The sequence below is a fragment of the Bradyrhizobium sp. USDA 3397 genome (assembly GCF_054060965.1).
Map to the genome: position 1 here is coordinate 3,826,501 of NZ_JBSSDS010000001.1, position 20,695 is coordinate 3,847,195.

Annotated in this window: 11 protein-coding genes and 1 pseudogene; 2 read left to right on the top strand and 10 right to left on the bottom strand. The window is 58.9% G+C overall.

What is annotated here, in order from left to right; all coding sequences use genetic code 11:
* Positions 1 to 3: 3 nt before the first annotated feature.
* The 7 genes from ACVWYQ_RS17610 to ACVWYQ_RS17640 form a co-directional block, all read right to left on the bottom strand.
* Positions 4 to 378, bottom strand: a complete 375-nt coding sequence (locus tag ACVWYQ_RS17610) for a helix-turn-helix domain-containing protein (protein WP_456726132.1) — start codon at positions 376 to 378, stop codon at positions 4 to 6.
* Between the two features lie 646 nt (positions 379 to 1,024).
* Positions 1,025 to 2,869 (bottom strand): asparagine synthase (glutamine-hydrolyzing), encoded by a 1,845-nt coding sequence (gene asnB, locus ACVWYQ_RS17615; RefSeq protein ID WP_456726133.1) that lies wholly within the window; start codon positions 2,867 to 2,869, stop codon positions 1,025 to 1,027.
* A gap of 617 nt (positions 2,870 to 3,486) precedes the next feature.
* Positions 3,487 to 5,190: a dipeptide ABC transporter ATP-binding protein gene (locus tag ACVWYQ_RS17620; RefSeq protein ID WP_456726134.1), complete on the bottom strand. Its 1,704-nt coding sequence runs from the start codon at positions 5,188 to 5,190 to the stop codon at positions 3,487 to 3,489.
* A 3-nt stretch (positions 5,191 to 5,193) separates the two neighbouring features.
* Complete coding sequence (locus tag ACVWYQ_RS17625) at positions 5,194 to 6,057, bottom strand: ABC transporter permease (protein WP_456726135.1); 864 nt, start codon at positions 6,055 to 6,057, stop codon at positions 5,194 to 5,196.
* On the bottom strand, positions 6,054 to 7,016 hold the full coding sequence (locus ACVWYQ_RS17630) for an ABC transporter permease (RefSeq protein WP_456726136.1): 963 nt from the start codon (positions 7,014 to 7,016) through the stop codon (positions 6,054 to 6,056). Before ACVWYQ_RS17630 ends, ACVWYQ_RS17625 begins: the two co-directional genes overlap by 4 nt.
* Positions 7,016 to 8,683, bottom strand: a complete 1,668-nt coding sequence (locus ACVWYQ_RS17635; RefSeq protein WP_456726137.1) for an ABC transporter substrate-binding protein — start codon at positions 8,681 to 8,683, stop codon at positions 7,016 to 7,018. The genes ACVWYQ_RS17630 and ACVWYQ_RS17635 overlap by 1 nt, the downstream gene beginning before the upstream one ends.
* A 34-nt stretch (positions 8,684 to 8,717) precedes the next feature.
* Entirely contained in the window at positions 8,718 to 10,061 is a 1,344-nt protein-coding gene (locus ACVWYQ_RS17640) for an NtaA/DmoA family FMN-dependent monooxygenase (protein WP_456726138.1), read from the bottom strand.
* Positions 10,062 to 11,505: 1,444 nt separating this feature from the next.
* Between ACVWYQ_RS17640 and ACVWYQ_RS17645 the strand changes: the two genes are divergently transcribed.
* A complete protein-coding gene (locus tag ACVWYQ_RS17645; RefSeq protein WP_456726139.1) occupies positions 11,506 to 11,787 on the top strand; it encodes a helix-turn-helix domain-containing protein in 282 nt (93 codons plus the stop codon).
* A 1,944-nt stretch (positions 11,788 to 13,731) separates the two neighbouring features.
* Here the strand turns inward: ACVWYQ_RS17645 and ACVWYQ_RS17650 are convergent.
* The 3 genes from ACVWYQ_RS17650 to ACVWYQ_RS17660 are packed head-to-tail and all read right to left on the bottom strand — an operon-like array spanning position 13,732 to position 17,214.
* Positions 13,732 to 15,012 carry a DUF2130 domain-containing protein gene (locus tag ACVWYQ_RS17650; RefSeq protein ID WP_456726140.1) on the bottom strand — a complete coding sequence of 427 codons (1,281 nt, stop codon included), beginning with the start codon at positions 15,010 to 15,012 and terminating at the stop codon, positions 13,732 to 13,734.
* 31 nt (positions 15,013 to 15,043) lie between these two features.
* The gene (locus tag ACVWYQ_RS17655; protein ID WP_157287257.1) at positions 15,044 to 15,259 is read right to left on the bottom strand and encodes a KTSC domain-containing protein; all 216 of its coding nucleotides are present in this window, start codon (positions 15,257 to 15,259) and stop codon (positions 15,044 to 15,046) included.
* 14 nt (positions 15,260 to 15,273) lie between these two features.
* A complete protein-coding gene (locus ACVWYQ_RS17660) occupies positions 15,274 to 17,214 on the bottom strand; it encodes an ATP-dependent nuclease (protein ID WP_456726141.1) in 1,941 nt (646 codons plus the stop codon).
* A 339-nt stretch (positions 17,215 to 17,553) separates the two neighbouring features.
* Here ACVWYQ_RS17660 and ACVWYQ_RS17665 point away from each other — a divergent pair.
* Positions 17,554 to 18,068, top strand: a pseudogene (locus ACVWYQ_RS17665) (hypothetical protein); the annotation flags it as partial.
* Positions 18,069 to 20,695: the final 2,627 nt, after the last annotated feature.

Sequence of the window (20,695 nt, forward strand, 5' to 3'; positions counted from 1 at the left end):
TCGTCACCGACAGGCGGCCTTCCCAGTCCTGTAGAGTTCACAGAAGCGGCTATAGCGGTAGCCATGCGGCTCGCTGGCGATGTATCCTCCCAGAGGATCGACAGTGAGCTCGCGGTCAATGGCCGCCCAGTCCGGCTCCGCGCGCCGCCTCTGGCCCGGTTTGGCTCCGGCGCCTGCAAACAGCTGCTCCTCCAGAACCGCATCCGCGATTTCGTCTGCAAGCGGCCAGCTCAGCCCTGCCGCTTCGAACCGCCGGATCGTCAAACGCACTGTCGAGGGAACGGCCCCGACCCGCCGCCCTATCTCCCGGATCGAAAGCCCCGCCTTAAGTCTCATCACCTCGCGCACATGGCGCATTGCAAGCCTCCCCATCCGCATCCGATCCACTCCTGCCAAAAGCCGAAAGGAGGGGACCTATCAGAGCCAGAAGAGCCGCTTCACCCCGGGCGATTTCATCCCGCAATGCTGGGCAATTTCATCTCGGAATGTGGGCGATTTCAAATCGGAATGGCGGGCGATTTCATTTCGGAATCATGGGCGATTTCGAGCGGAATCAGCAATCAGCTTGGGCAGCCGCACCAGATGTTAGGCGGCAGCAGCGATCACGGCCACGGAAGCGGGTCTTCTTTTGCCCGGCGACCATCTTGATCCAGCCGAATGCCTCCTCGATGCGGTTGCACCGGCAGGTGGATAGCCGCTGTGCCGCGACCGTAGCTTTGCGATCGACGGGCGAACGCCCCCGGGGCGATGCCGTGGTTGCAACTGCGCTGCTCGATCGGTTACTCCACTACGCCGTCGTCATTCAAACCGAAGCTATCGACTTCGCCAGCAAGCCAATCTCGTGCCAGAGTACGCTCCTATTAACGCGTCAATCCCGGCACAAGCGTGGCGCCGGGACAGCCACCTAGAAATGGAGAACAAGATGATCTTACCGGCGTCACCGAACCCCGCCACCTGGGGAATTTTACTTCGTCACATTTGCGGAAATTTGCAGCGACATTGACACCTTGCGTGTTCCGCCGCATCAGACCCGAAGGGTCACGTTGTAGTCGGTCAGGAAATCCTGGAGGGTAAGGATTTGCTCCACCACTCTGACGTTGTTCGTCGCGTTGAGCACCGCGCGAGAGCCGTCGACGGACAGCAGTGGTGCCACTGCCGCATTGCGATCATTCAGCAGCGCGGTGAACCGGGTGCGCAGCATTCTGTCGTAGGTCGGATCCTGGATAGCCGGATACGCGCTCTTGACTCGCTGGATCACCGACTGCGGCAGCAGGTCCGCGGTGGCGGCCCGCAGCAGGCTCTTCTCACGCCCGTCGAAAGCCTTGTGGGCCCAGGGGGTGCCGAACACGTACTCAACGAGGCGGTGGTCGCAGTAGGGGACCCGCACCTCGAGACCCAAGGCCATGCTGACCCGGTCCTTGCGATCGAGCAGCATCGGGAGGTGGCGCGTGAGATAGAGGTAGCAGACCTCGCGCATGCGACGCTCGTGCGGATCGGCCGATGCCGGCCCGGTCAGGGCGGGTACTTCCGCAAGTGCTCTGCGGTACTGCTCGTCGAGGTAGCCGGGGAAATCGAGCTTCTCGAAGAGGCCGGGATCTAGGCACTCCCGACCGGTATCTACGACGGACGCCCAGTTGGCGACCCAGGGAAACGTGTCCGCCCGAACGTGCGCGAGATCGTGAAACTCCGGGTACCCGCCGAAAACCTCGTCGGCCGACTCCCCGGACAGGGCCACCGTCGAGTGTTGCCGGATCTCCCGGAATAGCAGATAGAGCGAACTATCGACATTGCCCCAGGTCAACGGCAGATCGCGGGCGTGGAGGGTGGCGGCCCGCACGTTCGGGTCCATGAGTTCGTCCGCGGACAACGTGATATCCGTGTTGTCGGTACCAACGAACTTCGCGACCTCCTGCACGTACGGCCCATCGGGTGTCGGGCGCATCGGGCCGGGGGTAAAGTTGTCGGTGTAGCCGACGAAGTCGAGGGCGAAGGACCGGATTCGTTCGTCGCTGAATCGCGCGGCCAGTGCCGTCAGGGCGGAGGAATCAAGCCCGCCCGACAAGAGCGTGCACAGCGGCACGTCGGCGATGAGCTGCCGCTGGATCGTGTCCTCCAGCAACTCGCGGACGCGCCGAACGGTGGTAGGCACGTCGTCGGTGTGCCCGCTGTCGGTGAGCTGCCAATAGGTCATCTGCTGGATGCCGTCGCTGGTCACGCGGACGATGTGGCCGGGCCGTACCTCACGCATGCCGCGGAGCACGGTGTTAAACGGGTCGGCGATGACGGAGCATAGGGCGCGACGAAGCCCCTCGGCGTCCATGGTCCGTTCCGCGAGATTGTTGGCGAGGATCGCCTTTGGTTCGGACCCGAACAACACTCCGTGCTCGGTGGGGTAGTAGTAAAGCGGCTTGATGCCGAGCCGGTCGCGTATGAGAAGAAGTTCGCGCTTGGCGGTATCCCAGAGTGCGTAGGCGAACATCCCGTTAAGCTCGTTCACGGCGGTCCGGGGGTCGCGCTGGCCCCACTCGCGATGGGCGTGCAGGACCACCTCGGTGTCACTGCTCGTGTCGAACCTATGACCGAGGGCGGCGAGCCGTTGACGCAGCTCGCGGTAGTTGTAAGTCTCGCCGGTGTAGACGAGCACCAACGCGGGTCGGCAGTCCTCCTGGAGCGTCATCGGCTGGCCACCGCCCTCGATGTCGATGATCGCCAAGCGGCGGTGTCCCAGCGCCGCGGGCCCGTCGATCCAAGTCCCCTCGCCGTCCGGACCGCGGTAGGCCATGGTAGCCGTCATGGCCGCAACCTCCCGTCGCGCGTCGGGAGCTCCTAGGTCACGATTGAAATCAATCCATCCACAGATGCCGCACATATCTTGGCTCCTGGCTTACGTACCTATCGCGCAACTTCGGAGCCCATAGGGGGCACCCCACCTTCGCGAACACGTGATAATCCTTCGTGGTCGCCTCATCGGCTCAACTCGAGTAAACTCTATGAAACGTGACGGCTTATTCCCACTTGCTGACGCCCTAGCACAGCACCACGCAACGCGAACCCACTTATTCTGGTGGTCGTGGCAATTGTTGTGAAGTTCGATCAACGAGACGGTAGCACGCGACGCTCAACTTTTGTGCTAGCGGCTCGATCTGTGTCAAACAGGTGTACCAACCCGCAGCCAGCATTCATGGGGCGTCACGCTGTGTTCATGGCTGCATTGTGGAAGCATGCGAAGGCGCTTTGGTTGTTGTATTTGGTGGATGCCAAATACGTCCTGAGCGACTCTCGCGCCAATATGACAACCCTCCGAGTTCACCAGCGCCCGAACCAGCTAGGCTGAACTGTCGAATCGAATGGCAGTAAACGCTGCACGCAATGACAACGGCCGACGAGAATTTGGCTTCACTCGTTTCAATCGCCAAAGATCTTGGCCAGATCGTCACGGCGATCAACACAGAGCATTGAAACGAGCCCATCTATGCCGGCGTCTTCTTAGACGCGGCTGAATGAACGATTGGCCGCCCCACCGCGCTCAAGGCGCAGGACTGCGGCGAGCAAGCGCTGGGTATAGTCGGTGCGCGGATTGAGGAATATCTCGTCCCTGGTACCGGTCTCGACGACGCGCCCTTGGCGCATGACCATGACCCGGTCGCTGAGCTGGCGCACCACGCCGAGATCATGCGAAATGAAGATGTAGCTTATGTTAAGATGCGCCTTCAGATCAGTCAGCAAGTCCAGCACTTGCGCCTGAATCAAGACATCGAGAGCCGAGACCGGTTCATCACAGACGATCACAGCGGGCCTTGGAGCGATCGCACGGGCGATCGCAACGCGCTGGCGCTGACCGCCCGAGAGTTCGAGCGGCCGGCGATCCAGCAGGGCTGGGGATAGTCCGACCAGATCAAGGAGCTGGGCAACGCGCTCATGGCGCTCGCCTCTGCTCTCGACGTCACCTGCGAGGCTATCGGATATGATGTGTCCCACAGACCAGCGCGGATCAAAGGAGCTGAGAGGATCCTGGTAAATGACCGAGATGGCCCGGCGCCGCGCCCTGCGGTCGCGTTCGGCGAGCGTGGTCCAGGCCCGACCTTGAAACAGAACAGCCCCTTCGTCTGGCAGGTCAAGCGCCAGCGCCATTCGTGCCATTGTTGACTTGCCAGATCCGGACTCGCCGACGACGCCCAAAGTCTCGCCGGACCGCAGCTCAAAGGAGACACCATCGACGGCCGTGCGCAGCACGCCATCTGGTCCTTTGAAGCGTTTCACAAGCTTTGCCGCGCTGAGCACGACAGATGGGGATGTCGATGGCAATTGCTCCCAAGAGCCGAACTGCGGCTTCGGCCGGGCAGCGGGCAAAAATGAGTGGCGAGAGGCGCGCGGGCGCGCAGAGGGCACCGCATCCAGAAGCTGGCGTGTGTAGGGGTGCTGCGGGTCTTGGAAGAGGTCTGCCGATCCGCGCTCGACGACTTTGCCTTCATGCATGACCAACACCTCGTCAGCTATCCGGGAGACCACCGCCAGATCATGGCTGATCAAGAGAAGCGCCTTGCCCCGCACCTTGGTCTCTTCCAAAAGTCCCAGCACCTGCGCTTGCACGGTGACGTCGAGAGCCGTGGTCGGCTCGTCGGCGATCAGGACGCGTGGATCGAGCGCCAGGGCGGCAGCGATGAGCGCGCGTTGGCGCTGGCCACCGGATAGTTGATGCGGCAGTTGCCGCGCTTTGATCTCTGCTTCAGGGACGCCGACGAGCTCAAGGAGTGCGACAACGCGCCGCTCGAGTTCCTCACTTGATGCAACCGCCCCGTGGAGGCGCAATGCTTCGCCGATCTCCTTGCCCACCGGGCGTAGGGGGTCGAGCGCAACGAGTGCATCCTGCAGAACGAAGCCGATCTCCTTGCCGCGGACGCGTCGCCAGCTGCGATCATCGAGAGCTGTGAGATCGGTGCCGGCGAAGGATAGTTGACGCGCATGGACATGAGCCCGGTGGCCGGCAAGACCGACAATGGCCCGCGATGTTACGCTCTTGCCGGATCCGGACCCGCCGACAATGGCCAGGCAGCGCCCAGCCTGGAGAGAAAATGAGACGCCGCGCACGGCTGTTCCCTGAGGAATATCCCGCCCGAATGAGACACAGAGCGAATCGACAGTCAGGAGGTTCGCCTGCGGGGGAACTTGCCGATTAAGAACGTGGAGCATTACTTAGATCTTTCCTTCCAGGCGATCCTGCAAATAGCGTCCGACGACAGTCAGGCTGAGAGCAAACGACACCACGGCAACGCCCGGCATAATCTCAAGCCACCATGCGAAGATCACATAGTTACGCCCAGCATTTAGCAGCGCGCCCCATTCAGGCGCCGGGGGAGCGACGCCGAGGCCGAGAAACGCAACACCCGCCGCCCAGACGATGGCTTGGCCAACGCCAAGCGTCATCATCGCGGTGAGCGGGCTCATCGCGTTCGGAATGATATGCCGCCATAGGACGCGCGGATAAGGATGGCCGAGCGCCTTGGCAGCCTCCACATAAGGCGCCCCTTTTACAGACAGAACCTGTCCTCTGATCATCCGAGCATAGCCCGGAGCTGTGCCAACTCCGACCGCTATAACGAGGGTCAGCACCGACGGACCGAACAAGCTCACGAACAGAAGCGCGAGGAACAGCGTGGGAAGTGCGAACAGCACGTCCAAAAGCCGGCTGAGAACATTGTCGAGCGCGCCACCCACAAGGCCGGCAATAACCCCGAAGACGAGCGCAACGCCGATGCTTAGCGCGGTTGCGCCAAGCCCGATGGTGAGAGACTGGCCTGCTCCCTCGACAATTCGGGAGTAGAGATCCCGGCCGGATTGGTCCGTTCCGAACCAGTGCGCGAACGAGGGAGCTTGCAATGGTGCCGTCAAATCGATTGCGAGCGGGTCGTGCGTCTGTAGCAGACTCGGCGCGATTGCCGCGACGATAAAGAAACTGATGACGATCAGAGCGACGTAAACCCGAAGAGGAGCACGACGGATCGCTCCCGATGCCTCTCCGGGCTGCGAAGACACGCTCCAGTCACCTACCCTGCTCATGTCATTTTGATCCTTGGATCCACGATCCGGTAGGTGAGATCGACGAGCATACTAGTGACGGCGAACAGGCCGGCGGAGATCAGAATAGCCCCCGAAACGACTGGAACGTCTCGAGAGGACGTGGCAGCGACAAGAACTCCGCCGAGGCCTTGACGCGCAAACACCGCCTCAATCAGAATCGCACCAGAAAGAAGCTTTCCGATCGCCCAACCGGATAAAGTGATGCCGGGCAACGCCGCATGACGCAGGACATGGCGAAATCTGACGCCGAGCTCACCCATGCCTCGCGCACGCGCCGAGATGACAAACGGCTGCTCGAGGACACGCGTAAATTCGCTGCGCACGACTTGCCCCAAAAATCCCGACAATTCCAAAGCCAACGCAATCGTTGGAAGAACGAGCCCGATCAGGGAATTCCCCCCGATGACCGGGAAAATGCGAAGCTGCACCGCAAACACAACGAGGAGGATCGTAGCCAGCCAGTAGGGCGGCACAGTCGCCAACAACACCTGTACTCCGCTGAGCAAGGTCGACCACATGTTGTCTCTGCCGGCGACGAGGACCGTCGTCAGAACCGCGATGACCCATGCCGCAATCAGCGCCGTACTCGCCAGAATGACGGTTGGGCCAATCTGTTCTGCGATGATGTCAATGACCGGCCGATGCTGCTGGTATGACAAGCCAAGGTCCCCATGCAGGACACCCCATAGGTATTTTGCGTATTGCAGAACGAGCGGCTGATCAAAGCCGTACTTTGCGTTGACCGCCGCGAGCTCTGCTGGAGGGGCCTCTCCAACGTTGCCACTCGCGATGTTGATGATGATCTGGGCGCGGTCGCCGGGCATCAGGCACTGAACGAGGAACGTGAAAGTCGCAGCAAGCCACACCACAGTCGCAGCGGACAGAAACCTGCCCGCAAACGAGCCTATCCGAACATGAGCTGCGCTATTTATACGCATCACTTCACGTCGATGAAATGAGCGTCATAAAAGACGGGTTCACCGACCGACCCGCGGTCTAGCCAGACATCCTTCAGCTTTGGGCTGGTCGCCAATGTGACATCGAGCACCGTGAAGCCTAGGACCGCCGCTTTCTCCACGATATTGCGCTCAGCCTGCTGATAAAGAGCAGTCCGCCCGGCATCGTTGAACTCCTGTTCCGCTGTCTGAATGACATTCCACAGTGCCTCATCCTGGTAGCGCGATGGATTATAGCGGTTCCGCTGGCCGTTCTGATCAGGCTTCCATGAAATGCGGAATATCTCTGCGCCGGGTGCAACCCAATAGAGGAGCACAACCTCGTAGTCGTTTGGACCGAGATTCTTCCCGGCAAAGAAATCCGCCTGGTTGGTCGGCTGAAGGCGCACATCGAATCCGGAAGCCTTTGCCTGCTGCTGGATGACCTGCAATGCTTGCTCGCCATCGGGCTTTAGAAAAGCGCTCGAATAGGAGATTCGCACGACGAGGGGCTTGCCATTCTTGAGACGAATGCCGTCCTTGTTGTGTTCAGTCCAACCCGCTTGGTCGAGGAGCTGATTGGCCTTTCCGACGTCATACCCATAGGACTGCCCGAGCCCCCTGACATATTCCGGCGAGCTCCGGCTGAGCGCTCCATTAGCCTCGAATGGCAAAGCGCCGAGGAAGGACAATTCGACGGCGGCTCTTCGGTCAGCAGCGTATCCAAAAGCCTGGCGGACGCGCACATCGTCAAACGGAGGCCGTGCCGTATACAACGCCAGGCGTAAAGGGGTGCCACCCGTAATATGCCGCAAAACGGCGAAGCGGGAGTTGGCATCCTTCCAGGCAACCGCCGGAATATCATAGACAACATCAGATTCGCCCGTCAGAAGTGAGCCATAGCGAACGGTTTGATCCGCAAGGAACCTCCAGTTGATACCATCAACGTAAGCCGGCCCCTGGTGCTTGGCGTGACTTGGCGCCGAATTGTAATCCGGGTTGCGGCGAAACACGACGTTCTGCCCGTGATTCCATTTCTCCACGATGAACGGGCCTGACCCAACCGGGCTGTTGCAGTTGACGGCAAGTCCGCGCTTGAGCGCAGTTGGTGACAAAATGCCTTGGGAGGACTGCGCGAGAACGTTGAGCAACGGCTGAAACGGTGTCTTCAGCGTTATCTGCAGCGTACGCGGCGCAATTGCTGTCGCCGATTCGAAGCTGTCTTCGAGGTAAGGAGCGGCAGTCGGGTTGCGACGATCCGGATCATTGCCGAGCCAGCCGTTGATGTTCTCGGCAACAGCTTGCGCATCGAGAGGCGTCCCGTCGGTAAACTTGACGTTTGGCTTGATCTCAAAGGTGTACACCTTCCTGTCGTCGGAGATTGTCCAAGACGTAGCGAGCCAAGGCACAATCTTTCCATCTTCCCTCCGCGCAACCAGATTGTCGCTATACTGCCGTTGAAGATACCATTGCTGCACCCATCCCCCGAACAGGCAGGGCGGCTCTTGAAAATGCCCATACCGAATAATGCCTCCGCGCTTCGGCCCGCCGGTTAACGCGTCTTGGGCAAAGCAGTTCGCCATGATCGAGATCTGCAGGAGCGTTGAGACCGCCAACAGGACTGCCGTTGCCTTTTGCTTTCTTCGAGTATCGCGTTCGATAACAGACATCTCCAAACTCCAATCAATGTGGATAAACACTGCGTCACAGAGACGACGGCCTCGCCAACGTCTCGGCAGCGACATCGGGGAGAGGAATTCCCAGGTGCTCGCGCAGTGTCTCCCCCTGGTATTCCGTGCGAAACAGACCGCGGCTCTGTAGGATCGGCACGACATGATCGACAAACGCCGCCGCCCCGTCTTCCAGCACGTCTGGAATGATGTTGAAGCCATCGACCGCGCCAGTGCGAAACCACGATTCGATCGAATCGGCGATCTGCTCGGGTGCACCGACGAGCAGGCGATGGCCGAAGGCTTGAACGCTGCCGATGATCTCGCGAACCGTGCGGCCCTCCCTCGCCAATGCTTCGAACGTACGGTGATGACCGACCGAGAACGCAACATTGTGCGGATCCGGCAAGAGCTCCTCGGGAATGGGCCGGTCGAGTCTGAGTTTTTCGACCGGCAGGTCCATGCTCCGTGCGAGAGCGTCCATCGCGCGCCTCAGATCAAGCAGCCCGTCTATTTCCTTTTTTCGCCGCTGCGCGTCCTGTTCCGTGCCGCCGATGAAGGTGACGAGGCCGGGGAGGATGAGTGGAATTGCACGGCGGCCAAATTGAAGCGAGAGCGCGCGCAGACGCTCGGATTCCCCGATTGCCGAATTCAAGTCCCCGGCGGCGGTAAAAACGACATCGGCGCTACGCGCCGCAAGGCGCACACCAGGATCCGAGCCTCCAGCCTGGACGATGATGGGATAGCCCTGGCGCGAGCCGGGATGGGTGAGCGGGCCTCGGATTGCGAATGTGTTCGTGTTGGGATCGAGCAGCCGGAAATGATTGGTATTGGCGTAAACTCCAGACGCCTGATCAGCGACGATGGTCTCATCGCCCCAGCTCAGCCAGAGAGAGCGGACAGTTTCAACGAACTCCTCGGCCCGCTTGTAGCGCTCGTCGCGTCCGATCTGCCGGCCGCCAAAGTTCGCGACCGTCGCAGGGCTGGAGGTCGTAACGGCATTCCAGGCAGCTCGGCCGCCACTGATGACATCGAGCGAAAGGAAACGTCGTGCCAGATTGTATGGCTCATTGTAGGTCGTCGAGGCCGTTGCGATCAACCCGATGCGCGTTGTCTCACGCGCGATCACGGCAAGGACGAGCGTAGGCTCAAGCCCGTTGAGGGGCGGCTGGCGAGTGATGTCATAGGAGATGGCGGGGGTATCCGCCAGAAACACTGCATCAAATAGGCCGCGCTCGGCAATCTTCGCAGTACGAACGTAGTGCTCGATGTCGAAGAAAGCGCTGGGGTTGGTGCCCGGCCAACGCCAGGCCGCGGAGTGACCGCCCGCGCCGTGAAGGTTGAGACCAAGATGAAGGGTGCGGACAACGGAAGACATGACACTCCCAAATGCGGCGACCTCCGAAGCGGGTGGGAACGCCTTCGATTACAAGTTGATCTTGACTACGCTATTCGACAACCGCTCGCGGAGAGGCTTGGCCAGAGTGTGCCGGAACGAGAACGGCGACCGGACGATGCTTCAAAGATAGCAATCTCGGAAGGTGAGCCTCTGGGCATTGCGTTCGCCAATGGGCCGTGACTCGGCCCAGCTGACGGGCATCAAGTGACGCCAAAATGATTCCGAACGTGGCGCTGAGTCGGGCGCGCAGCGGCGCAGTTCTTTCGGATCGCAACGCGAGCGGCCGCAGCAACAGTCTGTGACACGCACATCCCGCACCAGACAACGATAACGCGCCTCGCGCCCATTGGCGGCTCGTCGCAGCAGCAATCACAAATTGCCTCATGGAAAACAGTTCCCCCTCCGCCAACGAACGAGAACGCAGCTCATGGCAAGACAACGTGTAGCTGTGAAGAGCGCGTGAACGCAATAGTTGAGAATTTCAATCTACTAACGCGCGATGGTACCGTTTTCTAAGACGAGCTCTTGTTCGATTCATTTGATACGCCTTGGTGGCACCGTCCAAGTTCGCAAACTCCGCCGATGCAACGATGGCACCTTCGTTTCTACGCAGCATTACTCGAACAATCACCGTAGGATCGATGCGCGAACATCGCAGGTGAGCCGTGCATTGGAGTTGGCGATGCGGAGCAGAAGTTTGCCACTGGCGAATTCTTGCAATCGCCGACAACTTTTGACCGGACGGCTGCATCGAATAATGCGATTGATTGATCTTTGTTTTGCGATGGATTGCGTGAGACCTGGCAGCCCAATCGGGTCCTGGTGTTTTGCGACGGGCCCCGGATCTCTATTCGGATCTGCGCACCGCGGTGCCTGAGGTGACCGCGTCTTTGCCCGCCAGAAGTGCCGACGTTCTCCGCACAGGCCAGAGAGCGCGTGATGCCCACAGCCTCATACCCGGGTGCGCTGACCACCCATGAAAAGCCAGCGCAGCGCCGCGCAGGTAAGCCCAGGGATCAAGATCACAATCGCGCGACGCGGCCTCCTCTGTGCTGCTCGTACGCTGATGATCACCGCCGGGAATCCCCTTTTCCTTCAGGCGCTTCTCAGGATCATCACGATGTCCCTGCTGCGCGAGGGAAACCGGTTGCAGGGCCGGCGAGGATTAACACGATGCCGGCAACTTCTTCCAAGCAGCGCCATGGTCTTCAGCATCTGGGCATAATCAGTATTGTCACCGGCAGCCGTTCGTCATACGGCGTCAGCATCAACTCATTGGGCGCCGCGTGCTCGACCTCTGGATCTAACGCCGACTCTTTGATGTAAGCCCACGCGGCGAGTTCGCTATCGTTCGAACGAACTTGCGGCAATATAGCGGGTATAGGCAGTGGTTTGATGGCCTGCCGAATGGCTGCTTTGGCGCATGGAAGCTCGTGCGCTTGTAGCCTGGAATGTGCGGCGGATCCGCGTGGATCTCGGTATTCCGCAGGAGCAATTGGCCTACGATGCTCAGATTGACCGTTCACATATGGGGGCTGTTGAGCGGCAAGATGCGAATCCAACGATAGATCTTCTCGATCGAATTGCTAAAGCACTTGGTGTCCATGTATCTGAGCTTTTTGTCCAGCCACCCAAGGGAGCAACGCCCCACAAGACATTGCGCAAAGGCCGCAAGCCTGCTCGTCTACGTCAAAAGAAGAAATAACGCTCTGCTCGCATAAGCTCGCTGATAACTTGCAATTGGCGAGCCGGAGTTCGAAAGGCTACGGAAGCGGAAAGGCTTCAGGCAGGAGAGATTCGCCACGGTCCTCGGCTTTACTCAACAGTTCATCAGCCGGAGTGAAGCCATACTTTTATGGCATCGCAGCGATGTTTCTGGCCGCGATCAGCTGCTATTTATAGCTTTGCTATCGCAGCCGAAACCAGAGATCTCGGTTGCCACGCAGCGTCGCTGAATTACGACAATGGCAGCCCGCAAGCCTGGTGCGAGCATATCATCGGCGAATGCCAGGAGAAGCTTGCGTCATGTTCGATCGTGATGAAACGGAATGGCTTTCCAAATGCGTTTAAAAAAGTGGTCAGGTGGATGTCAGGAGCTCAATGTGGATGTCGTCACCATGCCGTCATCCCCTGCGCTTCAGAAGACACTCAAGACCAGCAACCATAGGGGCGGACTGACACGACGTTGATCGATGACGATTGCTGCTGTTGGGAAGTCTGAAAGCGCCAGATTGTCGGTTGCCTAGCGTGCCAACGCCGGCCAGGAGACGGACTACGGAATGGTTCGTTCTAAGCCGGCCTTGCGATGCCAGGAAACCGGCGGCGAAGGCACATGATTGGGCATCGCCGCAGATATCAACGACGGCATGGTCTCCGTCAAGAAGCCGGATTGCGCCGGTGAGGCGAACGGGTGCCAAAGCAGCAAGAACAAGCGTTCTCTAAGCCAGGCGTGCATGCCGCGGAGATTGTGGCCGATAGCATAGCCCGATTGGGCGCGACGGCACAGGGCGGACGACCCATGCCTTTACCAGGAAGGTCGCGCGAAAACGAGTTGCTGCCGAAGAGCTGGCTCTCGCCAAGTACCTTGATCGACTCCCTGCGAGGAGCCACGGGGCCCTGCTCAACGAGTATCGCGATGCACTGGACTAGGACAACGTGACGAACAAACACCATCCTCAGTCGTGGAGAGGACCTGACATGTCTTACGATCCACTCATAGCCAAACACGCGGCAGCGCCCCACCCCTTGCCTTTCGAATGCTTCCTTGATCTTTAGCTCGCTTGCGCCTGATACGGCATGATTTGTGAGAATGATGTAGTCGGCTGCCAAGCGCCGCTTCGCAAGCTTTCTTGTCTTCTCCAACTCTTCAGTGAGAATACTCAAGGATAAATTCGAGGGTTTGGACGTAAATTTACACTGGATCGTTGATGCACCAGCTCCCGGATCGTCTCCGTCCCATCGGCCAACAAAGGCGCCGTCGCGGCCGGCATCATTGTCCCAAGAAGTTCTGAACGGGACGACAGAGGCATTCTTCGGCAAGTGCAATGCAGAGATCCTGAAATGCTTTCCAGCCGAGAAGATGTAGAGGATACGTCATTTGCTAACTAATCCGCTTTGACCTGCCGTTACAGATTTAGTTTGCCAAGTCGAAAGATGAACAACTTTGATGCACTGGTGCGGATGAAAGCAAGGCTCGACAAACGGACAAGAGGCCGAGATTGAAACGCGCAGAGCTAGGAAACGAGACCCGACCGAGAGGTCAGGTCTCGCTACGCAACACTCGCCGGGAACATATCCCCGGCGTCGTCACTGGCCAATCTGAGCCGTGCCCAATTTGTCAAAAGCCGAAGTCAAGTTGTCCCGGAAGGGACCGGAAGTGGGAGCACACATGCTCCAACTTGCCGAAACGCCAACGCAGATAGGCATTGACCTAAACAGACTTTGGCTGGCCGCCATGGTTTGCCATAGCCGCCTCCCTTTCTGCTTGAGCGGGTTACAGCCCGCCGGCTCGGACTCGCGAAACGCGGAGTCCCCGACGCGGGGGCCCGGCGGTTAGGCCGGCTGCAGAGGGATTGCCGTTGACGATGCTGGACTTTAGCCCGATTCGGCTTCGCGTTCCCACATCGCCCAAAGCGCTTTTGCGGTCATCTTACGATTGCTTTGCCTCAGCTCCGGGACCGTCCAGCAGTGGCGTGTCCAGGCTCTCTATTTCAGGCATGGCTTTCCCCGCGATGCCTTGCAAATCTCCATACATGCCGATCGTGGTCTCAATGACGCTGTTTAATTGGCTTTCGCGCTTTGCCCATAAGCGCGTCATGAACTTGCGTTCCTTATCCAGATCCTCGCGCATGTCATTGAAGCGTTCGACGATGGCCTCGAGACGTTGCCGGAATCTCTTTCCGGTCAGATACTGATAAACCTCCTCAGCCTTGCTGAGCTGTCCCTGCTGCATGGTGCGCGCACCGTCGACGGCCACGAGCGACTGCCGAAGAGCTATCGCGACTGGGACTGCGCAGCGCGGATGAGCTATCCAAATGCCATCCACCAAATCGAAGTGTTCAATATCCTTTGGAAGAGCGTTCGAGATGACCAACGCAACATCGGCGCCGCAGCGTCGTTGATCATCCCGTAACTTGGGCAGCCATCCGTCGGACCAGTTCTTTGTGCGTTTTGACTCCCACAAGATCACCCCCGCAGGCACCCCGATCGCGCCGTTGACACGCTGAATGACATCAGCGCCGAGTTCACCCTTCGCCACCGGTTCAATCACATCCGTCGGAAACCGCGCCCTGAGCACGTCCTCCAGTTCAAGCTCCAGGACCTCGCCTTGGGCCTGCTGTGAGGTTTGCTCGGCCTTTCGCTTCAATTCCTCGATCGTGCGGGCCATGCCCGAAATTTGTTGATCCTTTTCCGACACCTTGAGCTTCAGCTCGTCCTCAGCCTCCTGCCTGGCCTTCGTTCTCACGCCGGCAAGTTCCTCCTGGACCTTCTTCTGGACCGTCAGATCCAGCTCTCTCCGGGCGTCCTCGATTTCGCGCTGTTTGCGCAGGAGCTCTGCCTGGTCTTTTTGGGCCGCGGCAAGCTTCGCGTTGTTTGTGGCCAGCAGCTCCTTCAGCTCAGCCGTTTCCCTGTCCTTGTTCTCGAGTTCGAGGGCTGCCGCCTCACGGGCCTTCCTGGCTTCGCTGGCCGCGATTTGTGACCGCTCACCTTTCAACTTGGAGGCGACCAACTCGTCGATCTGCTCCCGCGCTCTCGCAACTTCATTCTGCTGTGCCCGAAGTTCTTCGGATCTCCTCGCGAATTCCGCTTCTTTGGCTGCCAGCTGGCTTTGAAATTGCTTTTGGGCTTGCTCAAACAATGGCGCCGCGAGCGATTCGGTCAGCTTTATCTCGCTGCTGCATTTTGGGCAGGTGATAGTTGGCTCGATCATTGGCTCGTCCGTCCTTCCTCGCTGCTCTCCTCTATCTGACTCGTTTAAATCGGAAACCGGCATCCTTGATAAAGGCGTTCAGGTAGCTCCCCACCGAAGCGGCTGCTTTGAGGCCTTCGAACTGCGCCTTGGGCACGGCAAAGTAGTGATATTCACTGCCATTGAGGTATTGTACGCCCAAGACCCTTGCGTCCTCGTCGTATCCGACGGCGCTCACCGTGCTGGATCGCACTCTCACGTAATCCATTATTGCCCCATGTCTCAAGCCAGCGCCAGGATCGCTGCACAAAGGCTGTCGAGCGTCGGCATCTTTGCACCTTTCCCTCTCAGGATTGCCAGATGATCCCCAATGTGGACGGTGTTCTTGACGAAGCTGCCGGAGGGGCTGCCCAATCCCTTGGTGGCCGCCGAATAGGAACTGTCCCAAAGCGCGGCTCCTGCCTCATGCTTGAGGATCGCGCCGAGATTCTCCGGCCAAACGGCATAGCTGCTCGTCCACACCGGATTGTCCGGAAAAGGCGTGGTTACATCACCGTCCAGCAGGGCGAGAATTTTCAGGTTGTCCAGTTTGTGAAGGTTGCGGCGCCCCGGGTTTTGCTCGTTGCCATCGGCATCAAAGACGACAAACGTCGGAATGCCCAGTTCCTTGGCGATCAGCAGGGGCTCAATTAGCGAGCTCTTGCCGTTCGCAGCAACAATGTTGCAGCCCGACTTGCGATAAACATCCCAAAGATCTGAGTATGTCATCCACGCGGTGATGTAAGCCGTGTCTTCCAGACCCTCCACCAACACCAGCTTCTGGGTGAAGAACATCTCGTTGAGATGCGGTTGCAGAGCTTGATGGAGCTGCGCCCGCTCCGCCTCAATCGGCCTCACCTTCTCTCCGGATATCTCGGATAACCTTGCGACGACTTTTTCGCAGGTGGTCCAGCGTATGCTGGACTCCTTTTTGGTCTCATCCCTTCGAACCAGACGCACATGTTCAAAATGCCTTCCGGACACAAAGTACGGGCTGTGGGTCGAAACCAGGATCTGCGCATTTGCTTCGCTCAGCTTCTTGAAAACCGAGGCCAAATGACGCGCTTGCGGGGGGTGTTGATAGAGCTCCGGCTCCTCGCATCCCAGGATCAGCCGAGGTTGTGCCGACTCGTTCGTCGCGGCGAGCTCTTGAAGGAGAGCCAAAAGATAGGATCGCTGAAGCCCATGCCCAAATCTGGCGAGATCGCCTGAAAACGTTCCCTCGCTCGCGAATAGCCGCGCCGCGGGATCGGCAATCTGCACGGACTTGAGCGGGTCCTCGGTCCATTCCAGCCGCGCAACCGCCTCGGGATGCGCCCATTCACCGAGCTTGGCTGTCAGTGCTTGCGAGAGGTCGTCCAGCGCAGTTTGCTGCTTCTGGATGATGTTCTTGTACGCATCGAGGGTGGTGTTTCTGAGTGAGGCGATCTCTCCATCGAAAGTCACCTTTGAGCGCACCGTCCGTGCGAGGAGCTTGCCCAGTGCGGTGTTGCGACCTTCAACGTTCTCCTTGGTCGCATCCTTGACTGCGGGGACGTAGACCCATTGGACATGGCGGGATAGACGGTCGCCGCCCTTGCTGAAGCCGTAGAATTGATCTTCGCTATCAATCAGAACGCATCGTTCCGGGTGATCTTCCTCGTATGATCGAAGCGCTTGGCGATTGGCTTCTTTACTGCCCTTTTTGGGAAGACCGAACTCGGGGTGAGTCTCGCGTATCCCCTCATAGATCCCCGCCAATTCACCGGCAGCAGCCCCGTCGTTGTACTTGCGGAAGAATTCGCTGAACTCGTTCATGGCACTGCGTTTGGCGAACTGGCGAACCGTCGCCTTGCGCGTCGTGTCGCTGAATTCCGCAAGCGCTGATACGACCAGGATGCCTGACCGGTAGTATTCGGAGAAATCCGCCTGCGCCTCGGGCTCGAGATCGTGGAAGGTCAATGTAATCTCGATCGGCTCTTTGGTGTTGCCGTTGTGGAAATCTTCGGCGTCAAGCTCAATGAGATTTGTCGGAGCTTCCTCCGTCTGACGGAAAAAGATGTTCAGTGCGCAAAGTACAGTGGACTTTCCGGCGCCATTCGGTCCCACGAAGGCCGTGTAATCATCCAGATCAACCACCATGTTTTTGAAGGACCGAAAATTCTTAACGGCGATAGACTTAATCTTCAAAAGTAGTTCCCTCATCTAGGACAATCAAAGGTCGCATCTAAGAGGAGCCCCTGGGACTTCAAACAGTAAGTGCTTGTGGTGACTTCAGCCTGGCCCCAGACGCTGTCAGGGACAGTTAATCGGGCCTGCAATTGTAGGTCCCGCCGTGCGCTCTCGCCGTCCGTTCTCAAAGGGCGGCCGGCTCTCCTGCCGTTGAGCCTAGCTTCTTTGCTGCGCTGCATTTCACCAAATTCTTGGGCTACCGAGCTTAACGTATCGTCCGCCCGGTTGATTTGCGCAGCTTTCGCGCGCCTCCTGCGGTTTGAGACGAGCGTTCCCCCAAGGTCGCTTGTGGACCCCGAGGTCTGGCTCGAGATCCTCGGACTCCAGGAGGTTGGTCGCAACGACGAGCCCGAGAGGCCACGCGCATGTCGTTTTGTCATAGGCTACACCGATCCCCCTTTGTTCGGCGGCTTCATCGAGCATCTTGGGTGCTGCGTCTACGGCGGCACCTACGAGCCGGGTCATCCGACGGCGGACGAGCGTGGATTTCGCTGCGGGGACGTGCTGGCGCCTATGAAGGAACTTGGTCCCACCCTCGTACGATATCCGGGAGGCAATTTCGTCTCCGGCTACAATTGGGAGGACGGCGTCGGCCCGTGGAGAGTCGCCCGGCACGGCTCGATCTCGCCTGGTTGAGCACCGAGAACAACCGCTTCGGCGCGAATGACTTCATCCACTGGTGTAGGGCTGCTGGCCTGGAGTCGATGCTGGCCGTCAATCTCGACACCCGCGACGGCGACGCTGCGCGCAATCTGGTGGAATACTGCAACTATCCCGGCGCCACGGCCTGGTCGGATCTGCGCCGCGCTCACGGTTGGGAGAAGCCGCGCGTGAATGTTTTCGGCCTCTCGCTGACCGATCTTACGCCACGACCCGAACGAGTGCGTAGCCTTCCCTCAAACAGGTCCGGCAAGCACCAAGCCCACGAACCTAACGCATGTGCTGTTTTTGGGAGATTTGACGCGAGGGTTTCCCGCGTTTAGTTATATGTGGGCCCCAGCATATGCGCTTGGCAGAAGGTAATTGTGCCATGTCTGACATGGATGGCGAAGCAAGCATCATGAACTCCTATTTCCGGCGCTGGCTTGCGGACTACGTGGAGTATCATCGCGCCCCATGGAATTGCGCGATGCACGTTTTGGGCATCCTGTTCTTGTCCCTGGCTCCCCTGCTTCCTCTTAGCCTGTGGTTCCTCACAGCATCGGAATCAAGATCCCCGTGGCAATTATCGCACTCGCGCCGGCGCTGATCTTTGGCTTTCGATCGACGTCACGCTTGGTTTTGTTATCCTTGGCGCTGCGGTTGCTTTGCTTGAAGCCGCGGCGTGCAAGCCAGGCGCACGATGAAATTCATTCGCCAACTCAGTGCGGTTGCCCGTCGCCTCGGCTGATGAATTCCAACACCGTCTCAGCGTGATCGATCTCACGTGAGATACGCTTCAATATCCGAATTGTAGATGCTCGCGTAGCAATAAAGCCGGCTCTTTTGTAAGCAAGCTTCAAATGATGCATCACCGTTTCGGGGGTAGGAGCGAGGCGATTCTGCAGGGCGCTAATTGTCATTGATGAGAGCACCTGCTGCACCACGCTTTCTTCCGCTTGAATCAATATTGATTGCCTCTTCTGACTGAGGGCTCATGTTTAGTTGAAATCGCATATCGGCGAAAGGGTGTGCGTTCCGAGACGACGTCGAAGCTCTTCGCCGGCCCCGCACTCGGTAGCTGCAGGAACTCGGCGCAAAACGCTGGACGCGCGAAGAAAACACGCATCGTCTTCAATCTCGTCCAAGAAGGAACATTTGGCGATGCAAGATGAGGATTCGCATTTGTTGTGGCAGCGTTTTCTGGATACATGTTGTCTAGCCTGTGTTGCTTCCCTCCAATGAGCGTTGAAATGGAAAACTGTGTGATCGTGCGTGCATCAGGAAGACTATTGGATCAGCTGCGCGAGGAGGCGTACCTCGTTTCACGAGGGCACAAGGCGAACTGGTGGATCGAGCATGGTGACCAAGGGAGACGCTTTTGCTTCGAGAGCGTCGAGGCGAAAAAGGCATTCGCGTCGATCTGCGAAAGCCTCGCTATTTCGTACAGGGAAGCTTAGGGAGGCGTTCCAATCAGAGCCAGAATAGCTGAAAGCGCCCGGATGGCTTCACGGCCGGCTATGTGCGTGCGCCCACGCTGGGATGGCAACGATCGGACCATCACGCTGCGCAGATTAGTGCCGACGCAAAAATGGAGCTCCAAGGAAGTGAGGAGGGAGGTTGGCCCTACCAATTCGCTCATCGCATACTGCCGCGCCATTGCTTTCAGCGTCAACCAACACGGCGCACACTCGCCATCCTCGCGAGGACGCGCCGTCTTGCCGGATCCAGACCGGCATGCCGAGCTTCTGGCAATTCAACGAGATGCATACTTCAGTCCAGATGAATATCGCTACGTTGCGGGAATATGCGTTCGACCGCATTTGGAGGTCGATTTTGTGCGGACGGCTCGCGATGCTCGTCATGTTCGCTTCCCGTGGGCTAGTCCTTGCCGATAGAGCCGCCCTCCCCGTGTTTCTACAAAGCGATCGGACGGCAAGGATACGGCGCAGGAGGTCTCGGCTATTTTCCGCCGGCTTGTTTGCAGCACGCACTCGCGCAAGCCGAGCCTTGTACGCAACAAAATAGCCGCGCCTCTGCCATCCTCCGCCTCATCGGCCCTTGCTTTGCTGCGCGCGCTGGCCTGCGAACCCATTCCAAAGCCTTCGAATTCGTCGTATGGAAACTTGCGGATTCACTGCGCACTCCTTCTGCATCAGCTACGTCGACATCCTTTCGTTGTCTTGTCGGCCATGCTGCATGTCGAGCGCATACTGCTGCAGGAGAGATCAAGACGCGCGGTAGACGCTCCTTCCCTTCTCGGAGCATAGAGCGGCAAGACGTTGCGGAACATCGATCAAGTATGGCGCGACAATCAGGATGAGAGCGAGTCTCACCTGATCGCCGCCGCCCACATCAAGCCACGCGCAGGCTGAGGTCGGAGGCGGGCGCGTTCTCGCCGTTGCCCCGTCCGGTCTGGCAGTTGGATTTCGCACGGAGGCCGGTTGAACGCACTTTGCCGGGTCGTCGCTCGTCGATTCTCCTCCCCTTACTTCTGTTTTGGTCCTCTTTCTCTCGCAAACCCCCGTCGCCTGCGTCGTCCAAGGCGGCCAGGCGCGCCTGCGCATCGGCCTCTCGATTTCCCCAGCCGAGAATGATCGCAATTCATTAAGTCAGCAGGGTCAGCGGGCGACGCGATAACGCATTCGCCTCGATACCGACCTAGGCGCCACTATCCGCGTGCCTCGAGTTTACCGGAGCGGTCATGATCGGTCCGCGGTCAACCGGCATCGAGCGCGGCTAAAGCGTACGAGGCCCTGCTCGGAACGGGATCAGCAACAACGCAGAGCGAACCGGAAGACGGTGCGCAGAATCC

What these genes read in the sequence shown, in the direction of transcription:
- ACVWYQ_RS17655 (WP_157287257.1), bottom strand. Translation starts at nt 15,259, where the DNA reads ATGGATTACGTGAGAGTGCGATCCAGCACGGTGAGCGCCGTCGGATAC.
- ACVWYQ_RS17635 (WP_456726137.1), bottom strand. Translation starts at nt 8,683, where the DNA reads ATGTCTGTTATCGAACGCGATACTCGAAGAAAGCAAAAGGCAACGGCA.
- ACVWYQ_RS17625 (WP_456726135.1), bottom strand. Translation starts at nt 6,057, where the DNA reads ATGAGCAGGGTAGGTGACTGGAGCGTGTCTTCGCAGCCCGGAGAGGCA.
- asnB (WP_456726133.1), bottom strand. Translation starts at nt 2,869, where the DNA reads ATGTGCGGCATCTGTGGATGGATTGATTTCAATCGTGACCTAGGAGCT.
- ACVWYQ_RS17660 (WP_456726141.1), bottom strand. Translation starts at nt 17,214, where the DNA reads ATGAGGGAACTACTTTTGAAGATTAAGTCTATCGCCGTTAAGAATTTT.
- ACVWYQ_RS17630 (WP_456726136.1), bottom strand. Translation starts at nt 7,016, where the DNA reads ATGCGTATAAATAGCGCAGCTCATGTTCGGATAGGCTCGTTTGCGGGC.
- ACVWYQ_RS17610 (WP_456726132.1), bottom strand. Translation starts at nt 378, where the DNA reads ATGCGGATGGGGAGGCTTGCAATGCGCCATGTGCGCGAGGTGATGAGA.
- ACVWYQ_RS17620 (WP_456726134.1), bottom strand. Translation starts at nt 5,190, where the DNA reads ATGCTCCACGTTCTTAATCGGCAAGTTCCCCCGCAGGCGAACCTCCTG.
- ACVWYQ_RS17640 (WP_456726138.1), bottom strand. Translation starts at nt 10,061, where the DNA reads ATGTCTTCCGTTGTCCGCACCCTTCATCTTGGTCTCAACCTTCACGGC.
- ACVWYQ_RS17650 (WP_456726140.1), bottom strand. Translation starts at nt 15,012, where the DNA reads ATGATCGAGCCAACTATCACCTGCCCAAAATGCAGCAGCGAGATAAAG.
- ACVWYQ_RS17645 (WP_456726139.1), top strand. Translation starts at nt 11,506, where the DNA reads ATGGAAGCTCGTGCGCTTGTAGCCTGGAATGTGCGGCGGATCCGCGTG.